The sequence below is a fragment of the Lederbergia sp. B243.17 genome (genome assembly GCF_057657925.1).
On record NZ_JBWBKF010000076.1, the window covers coordinates 1 to 23,443 of the forward strand.

24 protein-coding genes and 2 pseudogenes are annotated in these 23,443 nt (G+C 43.2%); 18 read left to right on the plus strand and 8 right to left on the minus strand.

Going from position 1 to position 23,443, the window contains the following annotated elements:
• Positions 1-36: 36 nt before the first annotated feature.
• Complete coding sequence (istB, locus tag AC0TWI_RS13965) at positions 37-804, minus strand: IS21-like element helper ATPase IstB (RefSeq protein ID WP_488126949.1); 768 nt, start codon at positions 802-804, stop codon at positions 37-39.
• The gene (istA, locus tag AC0TWI_RS13970) at positions 801-2,363 is read right to left on the minus strand and encodes an IS21 family transposase (protein WP_488126950.1); all 1,563 of its coding nucleotides are present in this window, start codon (positions 2,361-2,363) and stop codon (positions 801-803) included. The genes istB and istA overlap by 4 nt, the downstream gene beginning before the upstream one ends.
• Before the next feature lie 122 nt (positions 2,364-2,485).
• Between istA and AC0TWI_RS13975 the strand changes: the two genes are divergently transcribed.
• Together AC0TWI_RS13975 and AC0TWI_RS13980 are read left to right on the plus strand one after the other, a co-directional pair.
• Entirely contained in the window at positions 2,486-2,938 is a 453-nt protein-coding gene (locus AC0TWI_RS13975; RefSeq protein ID WP_488126951.1) for a hypothetical protein, read from the plus strand.
• A 38-nt stretch (positions 2,939-2,976) separates the two neighbouring features.
• Positions 2,977-5,586: a DEAD/DEAH box helicase gene (locus AC0TWI_RS13980; RefSeq protein WP_488126952.1), complete on the plus strand. Its 2,610-nt coding sequence runs from the start codon at positions 2,977-2,979 to the stop codon at positions 5,584-5,586.
• A 428-nt stretch (positions 5,587-6,014) separates the two neighbouring features.
• On the opposite strand, the gene AC0TWI_RS13985 is transcribed toward AC0TWI_RS13980, so the two are convergent.
• A complete protein-coding gene (locus AC0TWI_RS13985) occupies positions 6,015-7,613 on the minus strand; it encodes an HNH endonuclease (protein WP_488126953.1) in 1,599 nt (532 codons plus the stop codon).
• Between the two features lie 207 nt (positions 7,614-7,820).
• Here AC0TWI_RS13985 and AC0TWI_RS13990 point away from each other — a divergent pair.
• From AC0TWI_RS13990 to AC0TWI_RS14030, 9 genes and pseudogenes are all read left to right on the plus strand, one after another.
• Positions 7,821-8,409, plus strand: a pseudogene (locus AC0TWI_RS13990) (recombinase family protein).
• A gap of 135 nt (positions 8,410-8,544) precedes the next feature.
• A pseudogene (locus AC0TWI_RS13995) lies at positions 8,545-8,798 on the plus strand (HNH endonuclease); the annotation flags it as partial.
• A 21-nt stretch (positions 8,799-8,819) separates the two neighbouring features.
• A complete protein-coding gene (locus AC0TWI_RS14000; RefSeq protein WP_488126954.1) occupies positions 8,820-9,383 on the plus strand; it encodes a GNAT family N-acetyltransferase in 564 nt (187 codons plus the stop codon).
• Between the two features lie 20 nt (positions 9,384-9,403).
• Positions 9,404-9,982: a histidine phosphatase family protein gene (locus AC0TWI_RS14005; RefSeq protein ID WP_488126955.1), complete on the plus strand. Its 579-nt coding sequence runs from the start codon at positions 9,404-9,406 to the stop codon at positions 9,980-9,982.
• Positions 9,983-10,002: 20 nt separating this feature from the next.
• Complete coding sequence (locus tag AC0TWI_RS14010) at positions 10,003-10,185, plus strand: PspC domain-containing protein (RefSeq protein ID WP_488126956.1); 183 nt, start codon at positions 10,003-10,005, stop codon at positions 10,183-10,185.
• Positions 10,186-10,241: 56 nt separating this feature from the next.
• A complete protein-coding gene (locus tag AC0TWI_RS14015) occupies positions 10,242-11,045 on the plus strand; it encodes an aminoglycoside 6-adenylyltransferase (RefSeq protein ID WP_488126957.1) in 804 nt (267 codons plus the stop codon).
• 61 nt (positions 11,046-11,106) lie between these two features.
• Positions 11,107-11,640, plus strand: a complete 534-nt coding sequence (locus AC0TWI_RS14020; RefSeq protein WP_488126958.1) for a hypothetical protein — start codon at positions 11,107-11,109, stop codon at positions 11,638-11,640.
• 18 nt (positions 11,641-11,658) lie between these two features.
• Entirely contained in the window at positions 11,659-12,099 is a 441-nt protein-coding gene (locus tag AC0TWI_RS14025; RefSeq protein WP_488127089.1) for an N-acetyltransferase family protein, read from the plus strand.
• Between the two features lie 175 nt (positions 12,100-12,274).
• Positions 12,275-12,466 carry a hypothetical protein gene (locus tag AC0TWI_RS14030; protein WP_488126959.1) on the plus strand — a complete coding sequence of 64 codons (192 nt, stop codon included), beginning with the start codon at positions 12,275-12,277 and terminating at the stop codon, positions 12,464-12,466.
• Positions 12,467-12,815: 349 nt separating this feature from the next.
• Here AC0TWI_RS14030 and AC0TWI_RS14035 read toward each other — a convergent pair whose 3' ends face one another.
• The 3 genes from AC0TWI_RS14035 to AC0TWI_RS14045 form a co-directional block, all read right to left on the minus strand.
• Entirely contained in the window at positions 12,816-13,781 is a 966-nt protein-coding gene (locus AC0TWI_RS14035; RefSeq protein ID WP_488126960.1) for a hypothetical protein, read from the minus strand.
• A 257-nt stretch (positions 13,782-14,038) separates the two neighbouring features.
• Positions 14,039-14,623 carry an HAD-IA family hydrolase gene (locus tag AC0TWI_RS14040; protein ID WP_488126961.1) on the minus strand — a complete coding sequence of 195 codons (585 nt, stop codon included), beginning with the start codon at positions 14,621-14,623 and terminating at the stop codon, positions 14,039-14,041.
• A 109-nt stretch (positions 14,624-14,732) separates the two neighbouring features.
• Entirely contained in the window at positions 14,733-15,686 is a 954-nt protein-coding gene (locus AC0TWI_RS14045; RefSeq protein ID WP_488126962.1) for an L-lactate dehydrogenase, read from the minus strand.
• 172 nt (positions 15,687-15,858) lie between these two features.
• On the opposite strand from AC0TWI_RS14045, the gene AC0TWI_RS14050 reads away from it, so the two are divergent.
• Positions 15,859-16,137: a DUF1292 domain-containing protein gene (locus AC0TWI_RS14050; protein ID WP_488126963.1), complete on the plus strand. Its 279-nt coding sequence runs from the start codon at positions 15,859-15,861 to the stop codon at positions 16,135-16,137.
• 87 nt (positions 16,138-16,224) lie between these two features.
• Here the strand turns inward: AC0TWI_RS14050 and AC0TWI_RS14055 are convergent, their stop codons facing one another.
• Both AC0TWI_RS14055 and AC0TWI_RS14060 read right to left on the minus strand, forming a co-directional pair.
• Positions 16,225-16,713 carry a hypothetical protein gene (locus AC0TWI_RS14055; RefSeq protein WP_488126964.1) on the minus strand — a complete coding sequence of 163 codons (489 nt, stop codon included), beginning with the start codon at positions 16,711-16,713 and terminating at the stop codon, positions 16,225-16,227.
• Positions 16,714-16,743: 30 nt separating this feature from the next.
• On the minus strand, positions 16,744-17,115 hold the full coding sequence (locus AC0TWI_RS14060) for a hypothetical protein (protein WP_488126965.1): 372 nt from the start codon (positions 17,113-17,115) through the stop codon (positions 16,744-16,746).
• Positions 17,116-17,343: 228 nt separating this feature from the next.
• Here AC0TWI_RS14060 and murB point away from each other — a divergent pair, with 228 nt between their 5' ends.
• From murB to AC0TWI_RS14090, 6 genes are all read left to right on the plus strand, one after another.
• Positions 17,344-18,261, plus strand: coding sequence for a UDP-N-acetylmuramate dehydrogenase (gene murB / locus AC0TWI_RS14065; RefSeq protein ID WP_488126966.1), 918 nt, complete (start codon positions 17,344-17,346; stop codon positions 18,259-18,261).
• A gap of 534 nt (positions 18,262-18,795) precedes the next feature.
• Complete coding sequence (locus AC0TWI_RS14070; RefSeq protein WP_488126967.1) at positions 18,796-19,473, plus strand: PspA/IM30 family protein; 678 nt, start codon at positions 18,796-18,798, stop codon at positions 19,471-19,473.
• Between the two features lie 62 nt (positions 19,474-19,535).
• Positions 19,536-20,564 carry a TFIIB-type zinc ribbon-containing protein gene (locus AC0TWI_RS14075; RefSeq protein ID WP_488126968.1) on the plus strand — a complete coding sequence of 343 codons (1,029 nt, stop codon included), beginning with the start codon at positions 19,536-19,538 and terminating at the stop codon, positions 20,562-20,564.
• Positions 20,561-21,349 carry a TPM domain-containing protein gene (locus AC0TWI_RS14080; protein ID WP_488126969.1) on the plus strand — a complete coding sequence of 263 codons (789 nt, stop codon included), beginning with the start codon at positions 20,561-20,563 and terminating at the stop codon, positions 21,347-21,349. The genes AC0TWI_RS14075 and AC0TWI_RS14080 overlap by 4 nt, the downstream gene beginning before the upstream one ends.
• Before the next feature lie 32 nt (positions 21,350-21,381).
• Positions 21,382-22,359, plus strand: a complete 978-nt coding sequence (locus AC0TWI_RS14085; RefSeq protein ID WP_488126970.1) for an SPFH domain-containing protein — start codon at positions 21,382-21,384, stop codon at positions 22,357-22,359.
• Positions 22,360-22,469: 110 nt separating this feature from the next.
• Positions 22,470-23,396 (plus strand): DUF7847 domain-containing protein, encoded by a 927-nt coding sequence (locus AC0TWI_RS14090; RefSeq protein ID WP_488126971.1) that lies wholly within the window; start codon positions 22,470-22,472, stop codon positions 23,394-23,396.
• The last annotated feature ends 47 nt before the right edge of the window (positions 23,397-23,443 follow it).

The following is a 23,443-nucleotide window of genomic DNA, read 5'->3' on the forward strand; positions in this document are numbered from 1 at the left end:
TGTTACCGTCAAGTAGTTTTGAACACTTTTTGCTAACTAGGATTGAACATGTTCTTCTCTGAATATGGTGCTTCTGTGTTTGATTCGATAACTGTCCTCATTCAGGTGGATTACTTCGACCCGATGAAGGAGTCTGTCCAAAATAGCGGTTGTTATACCTTCGTCTCCCATCAGCTCTCCCCATTGATCAGGTCCTTTATTGGAGGTCAGAATGATGGAACTGCGTTCGTAGAGACTGTTGATTAGGTGGAAGAACAGATTTGCCTCCCGTTGATCCATGGCCATGTACATTAGGTCATCAATGATCACCAGATCGGACTCTCTTATTCTTTTCAATTGAGTTCGAGATTTCGAGAGATATTCTTCCGTCTTGAGTAGCTGCCCTAACTCGCCCATCGTGCAGAACGCAACTTTGAATCCCCTTTGGATGGCCTCCAGGCCAAGTCCTATAGAGATATGAGTTTTGCCGACACCGGGCGGTCCCATTAGGATGAGGTTATATTGCTCCTCAAGCCAATTGAGTTCGCTAAGCTGGCTAATCTGCCTTGAACTGATCGACTTTTGCTCGTCCAGCCTAAACTCCTCTAATGTCTTTAGATAGGGAAACTTGGCCCACTTTATTCTTCTTGCTATGTTTTTCGCTTCTCTTCTATTTAATTCAAACGTTACTAGTTCCTCAAGGAACTCTTGGTAAGTCCAGGAGTGCTGCTCAGCCTTCCTGAGGAAGGCTGGAAGCTCGTTTGCTGTTTCTGCCAATCGCAGATGACGAAACTGATCCTGTATGGTTTTAATCGTACTGTTCATTGCCCCGTGCCTCCCAATATTTGTATATAGCCGTCCAATTCTCTGGCGGGTGCCGAAGTTGGTATTGCGTGGTTACAGTTTGGTAGGTTCCTGGTATCCAAGGAATCCAGAGGGGTGCTGGAATTCCTTTCTTTTGTGCGGGAGAGATGCATGGCTACATCCCGGAGATCGTTGGCGCTCCAAAGTTTGCGTTCTATACAAATATCTAAGGCTTCATCAATTTCCTTACGGAAACGTTGGATGGTAGTTTGGACCACCTGCAGCTGATCTCGAACATATCTTGCGAACCGGTCACTCATCTCCTGGATGAACCGGATGGCTTTCTCTTCATCTTTGAACTGTTGGATGACCGTCTCTTTATAGGCCTGGATCCCTCTGGATCGGTCACGCGTATGCTGGCGGCTCTTGACCAGCTTTCCTTTTCCCGTATACACCTTATGCTTGGCCAGGATTTCACCTTGGAATGCAGTGATGATCAGGTTCTCTTCCTTCAGTTCTAAATACACTTTATTATCTCCGTTGGGCCGATAGGTCCCAAGGGGTACTGAATATCTGTTGGATTTAAACTTAATAACGTTGTCCTTGCCGACAGTTCTTGTTATACTGGACACATGGTTGCTCTCGTCTGAGAGCAGGGGAGAGACTTGGGTCAAGTGCGGCTTTTCGACGGCGTGCACTTCAACCGGTCTCTTTTTTGTTGTGTCGTGAATCTTGTAGTTCCCAGTCCGTTTCAGCCAGGCCAGACAATTCTCGTTCCAGGCATCAATGTTTGGAAAGGGCCTGTGTTTGGCAAAGTTATTCTTAACGTACTGGACGACCCTTTCAACCTTGCCTTTACTCTGGGGATCGGCTTTCCGGCATAGATGCATGCGGAATTTACGCTGGCCCCTGTACGCTTGGAACTCGCTGGTAAGCATAATGTCTCCTGCATTCTCGCTGACCGTTATCAGATGGTCCTGGTCATAGACCAGTTCCTCCGGCATTCCTCCAAAATATTGAAAGGCATTCTCATGGCAGCGGATTGTGTCTCTGGTAGTGAATGGCCTGCCTAGCCACTCCACGTATTTGTAACGGGAATGGGAGAGAACGAAAGTGATGAAATACAGCTTGACGTCCTTGTTTTCCAGATCCTTGACAGTCATTTCTCCCCAGTCCACCTGGGCTTGCCTGCCCTCCGGCAGTTCCTCCACAGCCTCAAAGTCCCTGCTGCTCAACACCCTCGGTATATGATAGAAATCCCTTACTTCTTTCACGTACAATCTCACAGTGCTCTCGCCAACTTCCAAGTTCGGGTATTTCTCCCTTAGCCTGTCCTCAACTTGAGCTGATGACAGATCTGGATGTTCCTTTAGCCAGCTGTGAATCTCATCCCGGAAGGGATCTAGCTTTTTCTTCCTGTCCTGAAGGGAATTTATCCACTCTATAAATTCCTCATAGGTCATTCCCACGTACTTGTAGACCGTATTCCTTGAAACCCCAAGCTTTCTTGCGATTGCGGATATTTTGAAGCCCTGCTCTTTTAGTTGATGCATTTGCAGATACAATAATATCTTCTCCATCTCTCCAAGCCCCCAGCTAAGTTATCTTGAAGCACAAGCATAACTTAACAGGAGTGATATTTGATAGAAGAGTGTTTATTCCTGTTTAGCAAGAACTGTTAACTTTAGTTTAGCAGTCACATTTGCGTTTACCTTATGTTAAAGAACCTATTGGGGGCGATTTGGAAGACTGGGATGAGAGGTTGTTTAGTCACCTAGGGGAGTATGATGTGCTAGCTGTTCTATGTGAGGTAAAAACAGGTTATAGAGCTAATCTTTCCAGAACTTTTGAAAATAGAAAAGTCAAATATGCCCTTAATAGAATTGGATTTTCGGATGTGGAGATAAAAGAAATGCTCTCCCATAATAGTAGTTCCTTTGTGCTACAACACAATAAAAAACATCTACTGAAACTACTTATTACAGAACACGAGATTGGAAATCAAGATACATTTTTTACATACTCTCTTGAGCAGGTGGAGGACTTTATATATTCAAAGATAAAAAAATACTCAAATCAAAAGTATAATGCCCGACATTTTTTCCCTTCTTCATTGCTCCAATACATGGTGTATAGAAATGGCAGAGGAATATGATAAAAAAGTATATGAATCTTGAGGAATGAGGTGGAAAGATGGAAAAGAAGCCACGTTTTATTGTACCAAAGCCTAGAAACAATACAGAAAAAGATCCAGAATCAATATTTAGGGAGCTACAAATTCCAAGTGTGAAGGGTCTTTGGTCACAACAAGCAGATATTTTGAGAGATTATTATAGTAAATATAAAGATAGTGGTAACGTTGCAATTGAACTTCCAACAGGAACGGGTAAAACACTTGTAGGTTTGTTAATCGCTGAGTATAGAAGGAGATGCAAAAACGAACGAGTTATTTATTTATGTCCTACTAGACAACTTGCTTATCAGGTATACGAAAAATCACGGGAGTATGGGATTAAAGCATGTATCTTAGTTGGTCCGCAGGCCAACTATTCTGAGAAGGATTATGGTGATTATTTAACAGGTAACACAATTGCGATAACAACCTATAGTGCTATCTTCAATACCAATCCAAAGCTGAATGATGCACATACAATTATTTTTGATGATGCACACTCTGCTGAAAATTACATCTCTTCCTTATGGACATTTTCTTTAACCAGAAGAGAAAATCCTGAAGTGTTCCGTAGTCTAATTGAGCTATTTAAGGAAGATATCTCTGATTACAACTACTCAAGAATCATTAGAGAGGATTATGAGTATAACAAGCCTATATATGATCTTTTACCCTATCCAAAATATTTAGAGAAACTTCCAGAATTAGTTCACTATATAGATGAGAATATAAGTAAAATTGGAAATAATGCTAAATACCCTTGGTCTATGATAAGGAATAATCTAGAGGCATGCCAACTATTCTTTTCTTGGGGAGAAATAAACATTAGACCATTAAGCCCTCCTACACTTACACATTCCCCTTTTGCAAATGCCAAGCAAAGAATATTTATGTCAGCAACATTAGGGGAAGGTGGAGAACTTGAAAGAATTACTGGAATTAAAAAAATTAGTAAGATTCCCATTCCTAAAGGTTGGGATAAATACAGTAATGGTAGAAGGTTGATACTGTTTCCTAATAGGAAATTCAATAAAAGCGAATCATTGGAATTAACTTTTAATGCAATTAATAAACATGGTAGGGCATTAGTTTTATGTCCCGATAACAGAACATCAAGCTACTTTAAACAAGAGTTTTCCAAAGTGTATCCACAAATACCTATTGTTGAAGCATCAGAAATCGAAGAAAATCTAAACCCTTTTACAAGTAAGGAACGAGCTGTGCTTCTATTAACTTCAAGGTATGATGGAATTGACCTTTCTGAGGAGTCATGTCGCTTATTAGTACTATACGGAATGCCAGAAGCAACCAATCTTCAAGAAGGATTTCTGTGGAATAGGCTAAATGCAAACATTCTTTTAAAAGAGTTGGTAAAGACAAGGATTACTCAGGCATTAGGGAGATGTACACGCTCTAGTGATGATTTTGCGAATGTTCTAATGGTTGATCCAGCCTTACTTAAGTTTTGTGCTAATAACGACAATCTAAGAGGATTTCATCCAGAAATCCAAGCGGAAATCGATTTCGGCCTTCAGAATTCTGAGAATTTTGAGTCAATTGAGGAAGTCATTTCACTTATGAATGATATCATGTATGATAAAGAGCTATTTTCAGATATTAATAGTGCTATAACTAGTATTAGAGAAGATTATGAAAAACAAATCCAAAAATCAACTAGTGCATTAACAGATAGTGTGAAGTACGAAATAGAATATGTTTATGGCATGTGGAAAAATGATTTAGAGTGGTCATTAGAAAAGGTTAAATCTATTTTAGATACAGCAAGTGGTGGAAAAGAATTAGATGGGTATAGGGCTTGGTGGTATTATTTAGCTGGTAATACGGCTTATTTAGCAAAAGATACAGTTGCTTCAGCAAAAAAATTAAGTTCTGAATATTACTCTGCTGCACTAAGAATGACCTATGGAATAAGTTGGTTAGCAGAAATAATAAGTCACTTATCGCTAGATAGTAAGGATGTAGTTAATATTGATCCCTATCTGTCTTTACAAGCAGAAAATATTGAAGATTTCATATCTAACTTGGGGCTTAATGGTGGGAAATTTGAAAAGAAAGTAAATGAGTTTTTAGAGTTAATCCAAAATGATGAAGGTGAAAAATTTGAAAAAGGGATTAGTAAGTTAGGTGAATTTCTAGGGTTTGAATCGGAAAGACCAATTGGGGATGGCGTTCCAGATGGAATATGGATTTTAAGAGATCTAATTTGGGCTTTTGAGGCAAAATCAGAAGAGGATAAAGAACATAGTATTTCAATCAGTGCTTGTAGACAGGCTTTAGGACATAAAGATTGGATCAGGCATAAAAAAGAACTGCAAAAAGAGCAGGTTGTAAATGTTACTATTTTGAGTCATAAGGATAAAATCCACACTGAAGCTGTACCACACGGACAGGAACTATATCATTTAGAAGTTGATAAGATTAGAGAATTATCCCTTAAAATAACTCAAGTACTAAGGAAAATAAGAAGTATGATTGCAAAAGAAAATGGTAGTACCCTACTAACAAAAGAATATATATACCAAATCATTGAACAAGAAAATCTAACATATAGAGATATTGATGAACTATTGAAGGATATTAGGGTTAGTGAAATGGAAAAAGGTAAATAAGTCAGAACAGCCTATTTTTATAGGCTGTTTTATTATATTTATTGGTTTATGACTTTGGCTTAGAAAAAACATGCTAACCCTGCTATAGGTTTTATTCATATTGGAACGTATTGAAGAATATTGATTGTACTCAAAACTAGGCAGTCTAAAACTAATAAAACTGTGATATTAATAAGAATAGACTACCCCACTTTGGTACATGTTAAGAAAGAAATTATGGTGTAAATTGGATATTTTATTTATAATAAAGTAAAATTACTCTAGGCAGTGGAGCGAGTTTAGCAATTTAGGAATTTCAAAATGGGGAGTGATAAAGATATCCAAATTAGTTGGATGTCTTATTTTGATTGTGCTTATTATTCTCCGCATTGGATAGTTGTAAAAGATTGTCACTTATTGATTTTATCAAAGCATTTTGTTTAACTTCATCAATTGAACTGCTCTTTATAAGCTTTAAACGTTTCTGGAGACACTACCTGTTCGCCTTTACAAAGTTTACAAATGTCGCCAACTAATCCAGTAGTTCCTTTTCCATGACACCTTGGGCAATCCACCTCATCTATTTCTGTTTCATCATACTGTGAAGCTTGTTCACTACTTACGAATTGAGAACCTTTACAATAGATACATAAATTACCCATCAATCCGGTAGTTCCTTTTCCAGAACACCTTGGACAATTAACCTCATCAATAACTGATTCATCATAGTCATTTGCTTCCTTTGTACTGACAAAACGAGAACCTTTACAGTATGCACATAGAACCCCAATTAATCCAGTAGTTCCTTTTCCATGACACCTTGGACAACCCACCTCATCTATCTCTGTTTCATCATACTGTGAAGCTTGTTCACCACTTACGGTTTGAGAACCTTTACAATAGATACATAAATTACCCATCAATCCGGTAGTTCCTTTTCCATAACACCTTGGACAATCCACCTCATCAATATCTGATTCATCATAATCATTTGCTTCATGTGTACTGACAAAACAAGAACCTTTACAATATGCACATAAATCGCCAATCAGCCCTGTAGTTCCTGCTCCATAACATCTTGGACAATCGACTTCATCTATGTTTGATTCATCATAATCATTTGCTTGCTGTGTACTAACATAACAAGAACCCTTACAATATGCACATAAATTGCCAATCAATCCAGTAGTTCCCTTTCCTCGACATCTGGGACAAAATGTTTCCTCGATATCTATAATAATAGCTTGTGCTTGACTGAGTACTTCTGACATTATGTCCTTAATTTCTTCCTTATCAAATGATTCTTGCATTTTACCTGCCACCGATTTTGTTAGGTTTGGAATTGAGTTTAAAACAATTTTATCGGTTTCGGTATTAGTTGAATCTCTTTTAGCTGCTTCTATAGCACTTTTTGTTACCTCTGGGATCTTAACAAGCAACTGCTTTGCTTCGTTAAGATATATGTCCTTGATGTTCTCGTTGGTTTCGTTTTCAAGGGCATTTTTAATATTATTTATAGTGTTTATTAGTTCTATTAAACTATTAGTAGCATTCGCTTCAAATTGAAGCATACGCTTTCGTGAGTTTCGCTTAAGTATCTTTGCGGCTTTAACTTCTTCAAACGTTACATTACTTGCAGGTTTATAACCATAGTCGTACTGCGAATGATGATTAGGACACAGTAATATTAGATTTTCTGGACTGTTATTATACGTTCTTGCTACTGCCTCTATATGAGCTATTTCACCATTCTCCATATGTCCACAAATAGCACATGCGTGATGTGACTCCCTTTTGATATCCTCTCTTATAGCGGTAGGTATGGTTGGTCTAGTACCACTTCTTGGTCGAGGCCAAGGTTTACTAAGGTAAACAGAATAATGGGTGAGATCGTCTCTTAAAAAAAAATCTCCATGATCTGTTCTTTCAACTGGTAAAGTTCTACTCTCTCCGGACTTAGGGCAATTATTAGTAAAATAGTCAATAAGTTCAACACTAACACCTAAAAAAATTGCTGCTTCAATTTTATTTATTTTTGTTTTGCTCACTAATACAACTCCTCACAACTCACAGTTTTCCTTTATTTTACTACATAATATTTATAGGAAAAACGATATTTTGTAACTAGGGGTAACAATATACCTATTATTAATGTTCGGTGACAAAACTTAATACTGTTTACACTATTTTAGTATACAGTAATATCAATTTATTAAAAGGTGTCAAAACATAGTGAAATATGAAGGTTAAAAAAGATGAAATATGGATATGCGAGGATCTCAACAATTGCTCAAGACCTTACTGTACAAAAAAAGGAACTATAAAAAGAAGGTTGCGAGACTACCTTTGAAGAGAAGTTCACAGGAACAAAAACAGATAGACCATAGTTAAAGAAGTTGCTCGGTGAATTAAAAAGAGGGTGACACATTGGTAGTGACAAAGCTTGACCGCCTTGCTCGAAATACGAAAGAGGGAATTGAAATCATTGAAAGCCTTTTTGAGAAGGGTATAAAGGTTCATGTGCTTAATGTAGGTTTATTGGAAAACACGACAATGGGAAGGTTTTTCTTGCAAACTCTTCTAGCAGTTGCTGAAATGGAAAGAAACCTTATTGTTGAACGTACACAAGAAGGTAAGGCACTTGCAAAGCAGAGTGATGATTTTCGAGAAGGAAGACCACGAAAACATTCCAAACAGCAAGTACAACATGCCATAAAACTCCTTGAAACTTATACATATAAGGAGGTTGAAGAGATAACAGGAATCACTAAGAGAACTCTGACACGAAGAAAGAATGAACAAGAACAAATGAAAAATGGGATTGCTCATCTGATACGATTTTAATTGTATAAGGTTAAGATAGTATGTCCATCAGACAAACGTTTCTGACAGTTCAACAATGAGAAAGGTAGACGAGGCTCAATATACATTTAATGTTAAATGGAAATTTTAATATAAGTAGGTTTAGCGGGAAGTAATTTGAATAATTTCATTGTTATGCAAGGCCACACCTACCAAGAAGAAAAAGACCTTGGGGTTATTTGGTAACCACAACAAGATAAAGGAGGCAATGTGCCGCATTCTAGGAGAAGAATGACAGAGTAAAAGAAGGTGACCGAGTATTTCATTATTTAAAGGGAAACATCGTTGCAATTAGCATTGCCAGTAAAGGCTGTAAAACAGCTAGTAAACCATCTATCATGCAAAGTCATAATAGATGGAGAGATGTAGGTTAGAAGCGATGAGGTGTTTGTTTGGAAAAGTTCAACCTTTTTATAGAAACGAATCGATTGATTGTCCGTCCTCTCGAACCCGAAGATTACCCTGTGTGGTTATCTGGGTTTGAAAACCGTCTTCCCTCACAGCATAAATACGATGATGGAAAGATTGATATGAGCATTTGCACTAGAGAATGGTTCGACGACTTGGTGAAGAATCATCAAAGCTTGGCCGTGGACGATAAAGTATATGTTTTTGGCGTTTTTCGGAAAGAAGATGGCGCTCACTTGGGGGCCATCGATTTTTCGACGCTCATGAGAGAGGATTTTCAATGGGCAAGATGCGGCTATACGCTCCATAATCAGTATTGGCGGCAAGGGTATGGCAAGGAAGCATTGAAGGCAGCGATTCAGCTTGCTTTCGATGGGCTAAACTATCATCGGATTGAAGCGCATATCAATCTTGATAATGCTCCATCGGTTCAGCTGGCCAAAAGCGTTGGCATGGAATATGAGTGTTTAAGAAAAGCATTTGTCTATGAAAACGAAGCATGGACCGATCATCTCGTCTATTTTATCAATGATGAAGAGAAGCAATAAAACAGCTTAGGAGATTGTTTATGGAGATTTCATTTATCAGGCACGGGCGTTCCTTGTGCACGGAAAACAGCAGGATCGATTGCAAAGGGGTAGGCGCTTGGATTGATCAGTATGACAGTCATGGGGTCTTCGAGGAAACGGAGTATCCGAGCGCTGCGCTTGAAAAAATCCAATCCGCCAACATTGTAATCACAAGCGATTTAAAAAGGGCGGTCGAATCAGCCCGATTGTTACAAAAAGAAACAGCATCCATTTCGAACCCGTTGTTCCGCGAAACGGAGCTGCCGGTTCCTTCCGGCAAATTGGTACGAATGAAAATGACACCCGATCGGTGGGCCGTCATTTTACGCTGTCTGTGGTTTTGCGGGTATTCACGAGATTGCGAGTCTTATCGCGAGGCAAAGAAGAGGGCGGAAAAAGCGGCGGAAGCATTGATCCAGTATGCAAACACACATACATCGGTTGTTCTTGTCGGTCACGAAATTTTCAATCTGATGATTGCAAAAGAGCTGCAGAAGAAGGGCTGGCAAGGCGAAAAAAGAACGGGCTCAGCCCACTGGAGTTGCACGACATACGTCAATGAAGGAATAATTTACTAACCAAAAAAGTGGAGGTTTTTATGCAAAGGACGTTATGGAAATCTTCTACTGACCGGTCAATCCAAGGAGTTTGTGGCGGCATCGCTGAATATTTTGGTATTTCATCACTTGGGGTAAGGCTTCTATTCATCAATTTACCTGCCAGTCTGCTCATTTATATCATTCTGGCGAATACAATGCCTGATAGGCCTCCATCTCTGTAGGAGGAACTTTCGCGCTCCTTCTCGAAATTAGAATCAAAAGGAGATGGTTGTCATGTGTGGGATTGGAAGCTAATTCAAAGCAAATGTACAGTTCACAGGAAAGAGACAGACTGTATAACAGCATTGTATCTGCGTTAACCTCGTTTGAAATGGTGGAAGGTGTGGTCAGGATCGGCTCTGGTGTCACTGGGTACCGTGACATCTATTCAGACATTGATTTAATGGTTTCCACGGCTGAACGGGAAACTGTCGAACGTCTAAAGGACTATGTCCATCAATGCCTGGAGGACTTTGGCGCCATTTATATCAAAGCTAAAAAGCATCGTGAAAATGTTTATATCATCATCGCCATTTTAGAGAATAAATTGGAATTTAATATTTCCGTGCTGCCGACATCCTTTCTAAGTGTACGGTCGCCATTGTGGAAAGTGATTGCCGATAAAACAGGCAATGTTACAAGGGAAATGGCTGCGGAACAAGAACGTTTCGCTGCAAACGATGCAAAATATGATGTTCCTGAAGATCTCTGCTTTGAATTTATATTCAGCATGTGGCGTTTCCAGATAGAAGTCAAAAGGAATAACCTGATTTATGCATCGAAAATGTTGGAGGCGATGCGGGATCATCTTCTCACGATGGAAGCATTGGATGAAAAGGTGAAACTGCACCAATTTAAAGCCTATGAAACGTTAAACCAAAAATTTATAGAAGAGTTTCTTTCATCCTATCCTGCTGGGATTACGGCTGATCAGTTACTGCTTTCGGCCGATAAGCTGAGAAGCTTATTTTTAAAAACGATACAGAAAAGCAACAATTTCTCTGTGCAGGACGATTTAATGAAACTTTTACAGAGTTGTTGAAGTATAGTACCTAATAGCTGGTTGTAAATATATCGAACAACTGGGGTTAGGGAGGCAGTTTATGAATTTTATTGCGTGGACGATTATTGCTTGTGAAATCGGATTCTGGGTCTTTATTGTAGCGGGACTGGTGACGAGGTATATTCTTAACCAGAAAAAAGCAGGTCTTTTTCTGTTGGCGATGACTCCGGTCGTGGATGTGGTGTTACTTGTCGTGACGGGCATTGATACGTATAGGGGAGCGGTTCCGACCACCGCTCATGCGATTGCGCCGATTTATCTTGCTGTGTCCATCGTGTACGGAAAAAGCATGATCCGGTGGGCGGATGAACGATTTCTGTACTATGTGAAACGGCAAGGTCCGAAGCCTGTTCGCCGGATCGGCTTCGACTATGCAAAACACAGCATGAAAGGGTCGCTGCTGCATGTTTTGGCGTATATCATCGGCGGAGCTATGTTGTTAGGGATGTATTATTATTTGGATGGCAAAACAGATACAACCGTTCTTCTCGATGTGCTGAAACTTTGGGGCTTGATTGTCATTATTGATAATATTATTTCCATTTCATACTTTGTCTGGCCGAGGAAAAAATAATAAGGAGGTTACACGATGATTCATGTAATTCACGCTTCCAGTAAAGATCTTGATGAGGTTTCGGTTTTGTTCAATGCCTATCGAATGTTTTATGAACAGCCGTCGGACGTAAAAGGAGCGAAAAGTTACATAAAGGAACGGATAGAGAATGGAGATTCTGCCATTTTCGTCGCTGTAAACGAGGGGAAGTATATCGGGTTTACTCAACTTTATCCCACTTTTTCATCTATCTCGATGAAAAAAATGTGGATTCTAAATGATTTGTTTGTTGCCCCGGAAGCAAGAAATCAAGGAATAGGGGAAATTCTTTTACAGAAGGCAAAGGAGTACGCGCTTGAGACGAATGCTAAAAGCATAAGTTTATGCACGGCACCGGACAATCTAGCTGCGCAAAGGTTGTATGAAAAACATGGCTATGAAAAGGATACACAGTTTTTACATTATGAATTAATGTTGTAAGCTTACGTGAAAACGCAGCTGAAACATCTGATAGATCTAAAACAATAAAAAGAGAAAGGTGAAATTGATGCCCTCAATTTCACCTTTCTTCATTATCTCAATCTCTTACTTTTTTTGGCCGAGGAAAAAATAATAACGAAAACTTGCTTCCACTCAAATGGCTATTCTACGGGGGATGGGTGGCTTACTATGCGGGCGGGTTGCTCAGTTTGAAGCTATCGTTCCGCCTTTCAAATGCGGCGTTGCAATGTTCCTAATATACTGTCGTAATCAGCAGGATCTCTATCTGCTCGTGCTCTTTGAACCGACAAACCATCTGGACATCGAACGCCGGGAAGTGCTGGTAGAGACGCTGGAAGATTTCTAAGGAACCTTGATTGCCGTAATCCATGCGGTATTCCTTGCAAAATCTCATTTTACGAATTGCTTGGATTGAGAAGGGCTGCATCACAGTGCATGACGGAGATTTTGAATTTGCCAGGTGGAAGCAGGCAGAAACGTGATTGGCATTGCGATCGAATAAAGTTTTGAAACGATAGGGTTGACGATGGAAATTTATATACCAAATCAAGAAAGAGACAAAGCGTGAAGGGATTACGCTTTGTCTCTTTTTATGACGACCCTATAGAAATGCAGGATAGGCATGAGAAGGCAGGCACTTGCAAGGTTCACGCCAAGCAGCGCCTGTTTTTTGAGGAGATTGAAAAGGGTGACAACTATTCTTTCTTCTTCCGCCATTTCGCCTTCAACCGGCTATCATAAAATGCCCACCCGACAAACAGCGTGACAGCAATCGCAACGATGTAGAAGAACAATTCCCAGGTCATTAGTGCTTGGAGCACATCCGGGAAGGAAGTGCCGCGGACGAACACATCATACGGGTTTGCATTCTGGTAGGCGATCGGCAGTTTGTCACCGAGGTCATACTGCTGATAGGTGTGTCTTGTGACGTTTTTGATCACCTGGATGTTATCGCCTGTCTGGTCCTCGAAGGCAATGGTCAGTTCGTAAGCGGAATCTTGGTACTTGCGATAGGAGACATCCGCAGAGCGGTCGAAAATCATGGCTTCCGTTTGCGTTTTACCAAGCGGCGTCAGTTTGCGGATAAGGTTCAAGAGGAAGCGCCACAAGAACAGAAGAAAGATCACAAGGACGACACCTACAATCCTCCAGCCGTTTCTTTCCTTTTTCGTCTTCCTTTTCTGCCGTCTCTTTCGTTTCCGTTTCGCCTGCCGCAAGTACGAGCCCTTTCGTTCCCATTGCTCCAATGCAGGAATGGAAAGTACCGTTGCAATGAGGCAGCAGAAGGCAATAAATCCAAGTGCGAAAATCCCCAATAGATAGAATATGCTATCCACGACAATGTCCCGGACTGTGGAAAAATCGGACGGACGGGTCGAGTACCCGGTGATGGAATCTCCGATCTTGAGTTCGTTCATCCGCTTCTTGGAAATCCGGTTCAGGTACGGCGATTCCTCCCCGTTCGGCAATTCGACCCGCACATAATAGGCGGGGGGCGTGTATAAGCCTTTTGCTCCTGATTTATCGACAATGGTGACAGTCGCTTTCTCAGACGAAAAGAGATTGTACTCCTCCACATAGGACGCCGCCAGAGCCCATGTAAACAGGCTGAATAATACTGTAACGGCCGCCATCCCAATCAATTCTTTCAGTTTCTTCATTTTTCCACTCCCGAGGTGCTTATTGCTACCATCTTCTCGATAGGCATGCCAACAGAACAGCTACTAAACTAGCGATTTCACATTCTAGGTTGCCCATAACTATAACGGGAAGACGATTCAAACGACAGAGGGCCCTGACATTATTGCGAAAGTGAGGCAGATGGTTGAAGCTTCGTCTAAACGGAATCAAAAGGTTGACGAAAATTTGCCTCTTTCACCTGATTAGAGACCTGTTATGTCCCAGCAACATTTTTATTTTAAAGCGAGCGTGGTTGAATTTCCGGTTTTATGACCTGGAAAAATTCCTCGTAGTCCTGAAGATGATAATCTGCTTCAACTGCATCGTTTTGGAAGTTGCACGTTGAAATGCCCAGTTCTTTTGCTGGCAGCAGATCCAATTCCCTGTCTCCAATTGCAAGGTCGATTCCGTGCTTTTCATGGAGGAATTGATAGGCCGCCGGATCCGGCTTACGAGGGAATCCATCGTCGATCGTAATGATTTCCGTAAAATAGGGTTCAAAACCGTAGTATCTTAAAATGGCATCGACGCCTTCTCTGTGCTTATGCGTGACAATGACATTCTTATCGGCAAACTTCAAAACTTCTTCCACACCGCTAAAGGGCTTCATCTCTATGGGCAGAGCTGTATTATAGCCTCTCTGAATCTCTTCAGCTTGTTCGTTTGACAGGTTATAAAACTGAACGGCATGTGAAAAGGAAACTTTTAATTTCTCATAGATTTCCTGCTTCTCTATTGTTTCTCCCAATACTTGAGAGATGAGGTCCGTATAAGCAGGATACGTATCAAATAATGTACCGTCAAAATCCCATAAAATGTTCAATGCAACCATCCTTTTTTTCATCGTTTTGGATTTTATTTTCTATCGATTATAGAAATGTAGAAAAGCGCGGCAGTGAGACCGCGCTTTTTACAGGTCGCTTCACAATGCGTTATTTCATTGCTTCCCGGTATGTCTCTTTCAGCGTCGATGCCGAGCGGCGGAATTGTTCTTTTTCCGTGTCGTTCAGTTCGAGTTCAATGACACTTTGGATGCCGTGTTTGTTGATGACGGCAGGAACCCCGATGTAAACGCCGCTTTCACCGTATTCGCCGTCAAGATAGGCGGAGACGGTCAAGATGGAGTGTTCATCGTTAAGGATCGCCTTTGTGATGCGGACGAGCCCCATCGCGATGCCGTAATAGGTGGCGCCTTTGCGGTTAATGATCTGGTAGGCGGCATCGCGGGTGTTAGTGAAAATCGCTTGCATATCAGGATGTGAGGCGACTTCCTCGACACTATTTACGTCCAAAAACTGCTGGATTGGTACGGTTGCGATCTGGGCATGGCTCCATACGGGAAGCTCTGTGTCGCCATGCTCTCCCATTATATAGGCATGAATATTTCGCGGGTCGATATCAAAGTAATCGGACAGCAAGTAACGGAATCGGGCTGAATCAAGAATCGTCCCTGAGCCGATGACACGCTCCTTCGGCAGGCCGGATGCTTTCCACGTCGCATGTGTGAGGATGTCGACCGGGTTGGTCGCAATCAGCAATATGCCATCAAACCCGCTTTCCATAATACTTTTTACAATCTTATCGAAAATCTTGATGTTTTTATGGACGAGATCGAGCCGAGTTTCGCCTGGCGCCTGGTTTGCTCCCGCCGTAATGACAACAAGGTCGGCATCTTTGCAATCGGCATAATGGCCGGTACTGATTTTCATCGGAGACCCGAACGGCATGGCGTGATTCAGGTCGAGGGCTTCCCCTTTTGCTTTCTCTTCGTTAAGGTCGATCAGGACAATTTCCGCTGCCATTTGTTGGGCAACAAGCGCAAATGCATAGCTTGCCCCGACAAAACCGGTGCCGATGACCGCAATTTTTCTGCTAAATGGTTTCATTTTTTTCTCCTCTCTTTCCCGATGATTCTTGTATGTATTTCCCTTCATTCTTATCTATACACTACTGGTTCTCTCCAAGCAAATTTCTTGGTGAATTCAGGATAAATTGCTTTCAATTGGGGAAAACAAATAGTACAGTACAGAAAGGTCGTAGACGGGAGGGGATTTGACGATGGAAAAAATTGAAATCGGTGAAGTGTTCACCATTACAGATGAGGACGAAAAAGAACATGAGGTAGAGGTGCTCGCTACACTGACACTGGACGAAACAGACTATATGGCGGTCGGATTTGTGGAAGACATCCGGGAGATGAGCGAGGAAGACTTCGATATTTTCTTCCTGAAGCTTGATGAGGACGGAGATCTTGCCGCCATTGAAAGCGACGAAGAGTTTGAAAAGGTATCACAGGCTTTGGAAGCGATGATGGATGAAGAAGACGAAGAAGCGTAAGTAATAAGCCAAAAGAGAGGATAGATGAACGGGATTCGAATTCCTGTCATCTATCCTTTTTTAATGCAATAATCGCGCCTTTAATATTTACAGATTACCTGAACTTCTTCCAAATGACCGTAAATCAAAGAATTCCAGTTCCTTTTCTGCTTCTACCTTCGAACGATAAACGGTAATTTTATCAAAGGGTTTCAAGTTGGTTTGCCATGATTCTCTAGTGCTCAAAAATTGTTCTCCGTTTTCTGCAAGGATAAAGCACTCTAAGTCCTTATTGATGTAACAAATGGGCGCGTCAGTTTCCAGGTCAGATTGTCGGCCAACGGTTCCGATAAATCCGCCGTTACTGTCTATTGCCATAATATCCACATGTGGAACCGTAAAAAATTCAACCTGGGGAACGGCATCGTCAAATATAAATTGAATATCGTAGTCGTCAGCATATTTTTGATACTCCTCATTTCTATGCTGGACACTCATAGGAAACATTGTTGTTCCTGCGAATATAACCTCAGTATCTTCTAAAGACACAGCTATGGCTCCAAGAATTTCTGCTCTATCCAGATAAACTTTTCGCATTTTTTCACCTCCGTGAACTATATTTTCTTTTCAATTTGGCGACAGTTCTAGTTTCACTGCAAGACCGGCAAGCACCGATGGAGTGAGCAGCAAGAGTAAAACTGCAGATTCCTTTACGAGCCAATAGGCCGCTCCTGTGACAAGAAGGCTGGAAATAGCAAAGAGCAGGAGACGAGTGCGAAGGACTCCCTTTGCGACCCAGGTTGACAGTAAAAGGAGCAGGCTGCAAATCGTATTAAAACCAAAGCCGAGCAGGAAATAAATCATGAATAATATGCTCGTTTCCGGACCGCTTATCCCATCGTCCGGCTTATCAAGCTGGGCAAAAACTACTCCATACAAAATGCCGAGAAGGATGGAGATGACACCCCAGTTAATGAAGAATTCTTTCTGTGCTTTCATACTCTTTCGATTCCCTTCGTTTGTTAGTGCCATTCAAATTTGTAGCATATATGTTTGTTTCTGATTGGAGTTTGGTCTATTTTACCATGGGCCTCTCTGTGTTTGTGAACAAAAATTCATTGGACGTATATACTGAGAAAGGGACGGAGGTTCGCCATTGATTTGACTCGCCGTTTCCTTTAAGATTTGAAGAGTAGGATTTTAAATAAGAAGGTATGAGGCATAATGATGAATTTTGACAAAATGAACGTTAAACAAGAGTTGGAGGCATTGCTGGAGCATGCCGGCATACTCGTATCAGAGCCGCTCTCCAAACATACATTTATCAAAACTGGCGGAGTGTGTGATCTATATGTGATGCCGGTTGACGCAGACGAACTGCAGAAGCTCGTTGAGTATGCACATAAGAATAAGGTTCCGCTGACGATTCTCGGACGCGGAACGAATGTAATCATCCGTGATGGCGGAATCCGAGGCATTGTTGCCAGCCTGGAAAACATGGACGGCATGAGTGTGGAAGGAAATCGTATCACGGCATTAAGCGGGGCGAGCATCATTGATGTTTCACGGCTAGCTCTTGCCTATGAATTATCGGGTCTCGAATTCGCCTGCGGCATTCCGGGCACAGTCGGAGGCGCCCTGATCATGAATGCGGGCGCATACGGCGGTGAGGTCCAGGATGTGCTCGTCAGTGCCAAGGTGATCACCCGGACCGGCGAGATGTTCGAACTGAAAAAAGGCGAATTTGATTTTGGCTACCGCAACAGTATTTTTGCAAAAGAAAACCATATTATCGTAGATGCGGTATTTGAACTGGAAAAAGCGGATCCTGCCGTAATCAAGGCGAAGATGGATGAGAATACATTTTTGCGGGAGTCCAAGCAGCCGCTCGAATACCCGTCATGCGGCAGCGTCTTCAAGCGTCCGCCCAACCATTTCGCCGGCAAGCTGATCCAAGACAGCGGCTTACAAGGAACCCGAATCGGCGGCGTCGAAGTATCCAAAAAACACGCCGGCTTCATGGTCAACATCGACCAAGCCACCTCAACCGACTACCTCCAGCTAATCGAACACGTGAAAAAAACCGTCAAAGGAAAATTCGGCGTAGACCTGGAAACAGAAGTAAAAATCATTGGTGAGGAATAACCAAATGCGGAAGGCGCCTGCTTAGGGGCGACAAGCGCTGGAGGAAGGACACAGATGGATGATTTCCAATCCACCCGTGACCTTCCGAAGCGACCTCGAGCCCCTGGCGCCTGCAGCTGGATGAAACTAAAGCGGAAGGCGCCCGACAAGACCCGACAAGCGCTGGAGGAAAAGAGCGGGTGGGTGCTTTCCAACCCACCTGATCTTTTTCGAAGCGACCTCGAGGGACTGGCGCCTGCAGCTAGAAGAAACTGAGAGCAGAAGGCGACGTTTATCGTCCACAGCAGCCAAAGGAAGAGGAGCAGGCAAGCTCCCCATCCTTTTATTCTTGCAATCCTGTAAAGCCAAAGGAAATGCCAAAAGCACCTTTGGCTTTTTTGGCGAAACCCGAGTCAGATTATTCATCCTTCTGGAACATTCAGACTTTTGACTATAGGTCAATTGTCATATTTTTAACAGGCGGATAACCAAAATGAATCTTTCACGTTGAAACAGCCGTATACTTATTACTAACGTAAAGAAGGAGAGTTGAATATGGGAATTTTAGCTAGATTCAAAGATATCATGTCAAGCAATATCAATGCTCTGTTGGATAAGGCGGAGGATCCGGAGAAGATGATCGATCAATATTTGCGCAATCTGAACCGCGACCTCGGTAAAGTGAAAAGCGAGACTGCTTCAATCATGGCGGAGGAAAAACGGGCGAAACGGCAGTTGGATGAGTGCAAGGCGGATGTTGAAAAAATGCAGTCGTACGCCATCAAGGCGCTGGAAGCAGGAAATGAAGGCGATGCGAGGAAGTTCCTTGAACGGAAAACAGAGCTTGCGGCAAAAGAAAAGGAACTTGAGCAGGCGTATCAGCTAGCTGCAGGGAACACGACCCAGATGAGACAGATGCACGACAAGCTTGTCGGCGATATCGGAGAACTTGAGTCAAGAAGATCTATGATCAAAGCGAAGCTGTCGGTCGCCAAGACGCAGAGCCGAATGAACAAAATGGGTTCTTCACTCGGAGGGGCTGGCCAATCGATCGATGCCTTTGAGCGGATGGAAGAAAAAGCAAACCGGATCCTTGACGAGGCGAATGCCCTGTCGGAGCTGAATGCGGTCCCGACGGATGAAGTAGAGGACCTGGCGGCAAAGTATGACTCCAAACCAGATGTCGAAGATGAACTGGCTGCACTGAAGGCGAGTTTGGCCCATAAAGAATAAACGAAAGGAGCGGGGAGGGCTTCCTTCCCGCTCCGCTTTTTCAAGAAAGGGGGAGGAGAATCATGGTCATCCATTATAAATGTCCGAATTGCGGCTCCGACATGAAATTTGATGCCGAAAGCGGGACGTTATCCTGCCCAAGCTGCGGACACCAAGACAATATTGAGACATTTTCCGAGGACCTCATCCATATGTCTTTAACGGAGGAGGATGCGAAGGAATACCATTGCGACAATTGCGGGGCAGTGATCCTCACTGACCCTGACACGGTAGCAACAAATTGCAGTTTCTGCGATGCGGGTGTTGTGCTTGCGGAAAGGGTGTCGGGCACGCTGGCACCAGCCAAAGTTATTCCCTTCATGATCAGCAAGGAAGAGGCGGCCGAATCATTCCGCAAATGGTGCCGCAAAGGCAAGCTTGCCCCACAGGAGTTCAAAGCGGCGAACCGGATCAAATCGATTACGGGTATGTACGTGCCGTTTTGGCTTTATGACTTCAACAGCAAGATTGATGTATCGGCAACCGCAACAAAGATCCGCACCTATTCCCGCGGCGACTATGATTATACGGAAACGAGCTATTATGATGTCTATAGGAAAATCAATCTGGAATATGAGAAAGTCCCTGCGGATGCGTCGATGAAAATGGACGATGCATTGATGGATAAGCTTGAACCTTACTATTATAATGAACTGAAAGACTTCAAGACTCCTTATCTTGCCGGCTATCTCGCTGAAAAATACCAATACGATGACAAGGAGCTTCAGCCAAGGGCCGCTTCCAAAATTTCCGACTATATCGATACATACATTCATTCCACTTTTTCCGGGTACTCATCCATCAACTATGAGCAGAAAAAGATCGATACGAATCGGCGGCGTGCGTATTATACGCTCCTTCCTGTCTGGATGGTCTACTACGATTTTGCAAAATCGGAGCATATTTTTGCAATGAACGGACAAACGGGCAAGGTGGTCGGAAAGCCGCCGATCAGCTGGGGCAAAGCCGGCATATGGTTTGGCGGAATTGCGGCGACTGTTTTTCTTGCTTTGAAAACGGCATCGTTTGCGATGGGAGGCGGTTTCTGGTGAGAAAAACGAGAGCACTCCTATCCGTACTTTTCCTTTTTGTTCTTTTGCTCGCATCAGGCTGGCTGCCTCTTTCGGCCGCTGCTGAAAAACAGCTTGTGTATGATGAGGCGAACCTGCTTTCGCAAGAGGAAAAGGCAGCAATTGAAGAAAAGGCGGCAAAGCTGAGTGAAAAGCGGCAGACGGATTTCATCGTTGTGACGACCAAATCTGAAAAGGACGTTAAGCTGTTTACCCAGGATTTTTATGATGACATGGCTCCGGGATTTGACAAGCCTCACGGCAATGCGGCCATCCTGACGGTGAACATGGAAGCCCGAGAGACGTATCTTGCCGGTTTTTACAAAGCCGAGAAATACCTCGATGATTCGCGGATGGATAAAATTAATGCCGACATTCTGCCGTTGCTTGGGAGCGAGGATTATTACGGGGCGATGAGCTTGTATCTGGATCAGGCGGACCGGTATATGAACTATGTGTCGTGGGCAAACCCCGACTGGCCGATCTTTGACCTCTGGTTTCAAGTACTCGTGGCAGTTGCAGTCGGCGGAATCGTAGTCGGGATTCTTGCGATCAACTCAGGCGGGAAAAGGACGGTCGACGCTAGCACCTATCTGGATGGCGAAGGATCCGGTGTGCTTCAAAAGCACGATCGCTACATCAAAACAGTTACGACGAAGACGAAAAAACCGGAGAAGAGTTCTGGCGGTGGCGGGTTCAGCAGCGGTGGAGGCGGCGGAAGAACTGGCGGCGGCCACTCGCACAGCGGCAGCAGAGGAAGCTTCTGATCCGGCAATATACAAGCAAGGAGTGAAGAAGAATGGGGATCTTTTCGAATCAATTCGCCAACGTGGTGGAATGGGAAGAATTCAGGGATGACATGATTTTTTGGAAATGGGGGAATCGCGAGATCAAACGCGGCTCAAGGCTGATCATCAGGCCTGGCCAGGATGCAATCTTCCTTAATAACGGCAGGGTTGAAGGGATTTTCGAAGATGATGGGGATTACAATATCGAGTCGGAGATCATTCCGTTCCTGTCAACGCTAAAAGGGTTCAAGTTCGGCTTCAACAGCGGGATGCGTGTTGAGGTATTGTTCGTCAATACGAAGGAATTCACGGTTAAATGGGGAACGAAAAGTGCAATTCTCCTTCCAGCACCGGAGCTTCCGGGCGGGATGCCGATCCGGGCGAACGGAACGTTTTCTTTTAAAGTGAATGATTATGTGGCATTGATCGATAAGGTCGCCGGCGTGAAAGATCGCTACTTGGTCGACGATGTCAAACTGCGAATTACAGCCGTTCTTGACCAGCTTCTGATGAAGTGGATCTCCCGGGAAGGGAAGGATATGTTCAATCTTCAGGTGAATGCCCAAGAAATTTCCAAGGGAATCCGCGAGGACCTCGACATGGAATTATTGGATCTTGGCATGACGATTACCGGTTTTAACGTCATGAGCTTCAATTACCCGGAAGAGGTTCAAAAGATGATCAACAAGACGGCTTCACACGGAATGGTCACCGATGTCGGCAAATACCAGCAGATTTCTGTAGCGGACGGAATCGCCTCCGGAAAAGTACAGGGCGGCGGAGCGGCAGCTGACATGGCCGGCATGATGATGGGGATGAACATGGCCAATGAGATGATGAAGAACATGAAAGGGGCCGGCAACGAAAGCGGCAGTTCGGCACAGCAGGCAGCCGCGTCAGATGGCAAGAGACCGAATTTCTGTCCGAATTGCGGGGAGAAAACGGGCGGAGCCAATTTCTGCTCAAATTGCGGGCAAAAGCTCGTCTGAGCAAACCGATCGATAAACGGGATTTTCTGCCTATTTCTTCATTTACGGTAAAAATGAGTCGGAAGTGATGGTAGAATAGGCGGTATAACAGGAAAGAGGAGGATGCAAATTTGGAATCGAATTTAAACTCGCCGAAAAGCTTCGGCAAGATTTTGGACACGGTTTTTCAATTATTCAAAGGCCGGTTCAAGGAATTCATGACGATCTTATTAATTCTTTTAGGTCCGCTTTACTTGCTGCGGGCGCTCATCGGTTTGATGCTGGGGCAAGGGCTGTTCCGGGGCGAGGGCGGCGGAGCGGCAATATGGGATCAAATCATCGACAATTTTAATGCAGGCACTGCGGCTGATCCTACATTGATGGCGGCCGGTATCGGCGTGTCACTGCTCAACGGTTTTACTTCGCTGATTGAATATCTTCTTCTGCCAATTGGCTGGGCAGCGATTTTGCTGGCGATCAACCATTTGCGCAAGAATGAGCCATTCACTGTCAAAGGAATGATAAAAGCCGGATTTTCCCGCTTCTGGCCGATACTGGGCAGCAGCATCTTATTTGGCTTGATGGTCTTCGGCCTTGTCTTTATTCCAATGATGATCCTGGTGTTCATCGCCGTGGCAGCAGCTGTGGCTGAACCTGTTGCCGGATTGATCCTTACGTTTATTCTCGGTCTTGCGATTTTCATCGGGATCGGTTATCTGCTCGTACGCTGGAGTTTCTACCTGGCGTCGGTCGCATTGGGGGAAGAAACACCTGGCTTTTCTAGAAGTTGGAGATTGACGAAAAAGAGAGCATGGCCAGTATTCGGATTATTCGTCGTGCTTGGTTTGATTATCATGGCGATTACCTTTGTGTTCGAAATGGTGTTTGGCTTGATTCTTGGAAGTAGCGTTCTTTATTCATTGATTATCAGCGTTGTCGGTTTGGTTACTAGTCTTCTATATGCAGTTGGCTATGCAGTCGTTTATTTCGATTTGCGTGCACGCCATGAGGCGGATGACTTGAAAGACATGATTGATGATTATCACGTAGGAAACTAAGCGGAACGATCAGCGGGGCCCGTTAAAGGTCCCGCTGCACGATTTTA

Excerpts from the sequence above, each read along its gene's own strand:
- istB (WP_488126949.1), bottom strand. The coding sequence starts at position 804 with ATGAACAGTACGATTAAAACCATACAGGATCAGTTTCGTCATCTGCGA.
- istA (WP_488126950.1), bottom strand. The coding sequence starts at position 2,363 with ATGGAGAAGATATTATTGTATCTGCAAATGCATCAACTAAAAGAGCAG.
- AC0TWI_RS13980 (WP_488126952.1), top strand. The coding sequence starts at position 2,977 with ATGGAAAAGAAGCCACGTTTTATTGTACCAAAGCCTAGAAACAATACA.
- AC0TWI_RS14005 (WP_488126955.1), top strand. The coding sequence starts at position 9,404 with ATGGAGATTTCATTTATCAGGCACGGGCGTTCCTTGTGCACGGAAAAC.
- AC0TWI_RS14010 (WP_488126956.1), top strand. The coding sequence starts at position 10,003 with ATGCAAAGGACGTTATGGAAATCTTCTACTGACCGGTCAATCCAAGGA.
- AC0TWI_RS14020 (WP_488126958.1), top strand. The coding sequence starts at position 11,107 with ATGAATTTTATTGCGTGGACGATTATTGCTTGTGAAATCGGATTCTGG.
- AC0TWI_RS14030 (WP_488126959.1), top strand. The coding sequence starts at position 12,275 with ATGGGTGGCTTACTATGCGGGCGGGTTGCTCAGTTTGAAGCTATCGTT.
- AC0TWI_RS14035 (WP_488126960.1), bottom strand. The coding sequence starts at position 13,781 with ATGAAGAAACTGAAAGAATTGATTGGGATGGCGGCCGTTACAGTATTA.
- AC0TWI_RS14045 (WP_488126962.1), bottom strand. The coding sequence starts at position 15,686 with ATGAAACCATTTAGCAGAAAAATTGCGGTCATCGGCACCGGTTTTGTC.
- AC0TWI_RS14050 (WP_488126963.1), top strand. The coding sequence starts at position 15,859 with ATGGAAAAAATTGAAATCGGTGAAGTGTTCACCATTACAGATGAGGAC.
- AC0TWI_RS14055 (WP_488126964.1), bottom strand. The coding sequence starts at position 16,713 with ATGCGAAAAGTTTATCTGGATAGAGCAGAAATTCTTGGAGCCATAGCT.
- AC0TWI_RS14060 (WP_488126965.1), bottom strand. The coding sequence starts at position 17,115 with ATGAAAGCACAGAAAGAATTCTTCATTAACTGGGGTGTCATCTCCATC.
- murB (WP_488126966.1), top strand. The coding sequence starts at position 17,344 with ATGAATTTTGACAAAATGAACGTTAAACAAGAGTTGGAGGCATTGCTG.
- AC0TWI_RS14070 (WP_488126967.1), top strand. The coding sequence starts at position 18,796 with ATGGGAATTTTAGCTAGATTCAAAGATATCATGTCAAGCAATATCAAT.
- AC0TWI_RS14075 (WP_488126968.1), top strand. The coding sequence starts at position 19,536 with ATGGTCATCCATTATAAATGTCCGAATTGCGGCTCCGACATGAAATTT.
- AC0TWI_RS14085 (WP_488126970.1), top strand. The coding sequence starts at position 21,382 with ATGGGGATCTTTTCGAATCAATTCGCCAACGTGGTGGAATGGGAAGAA.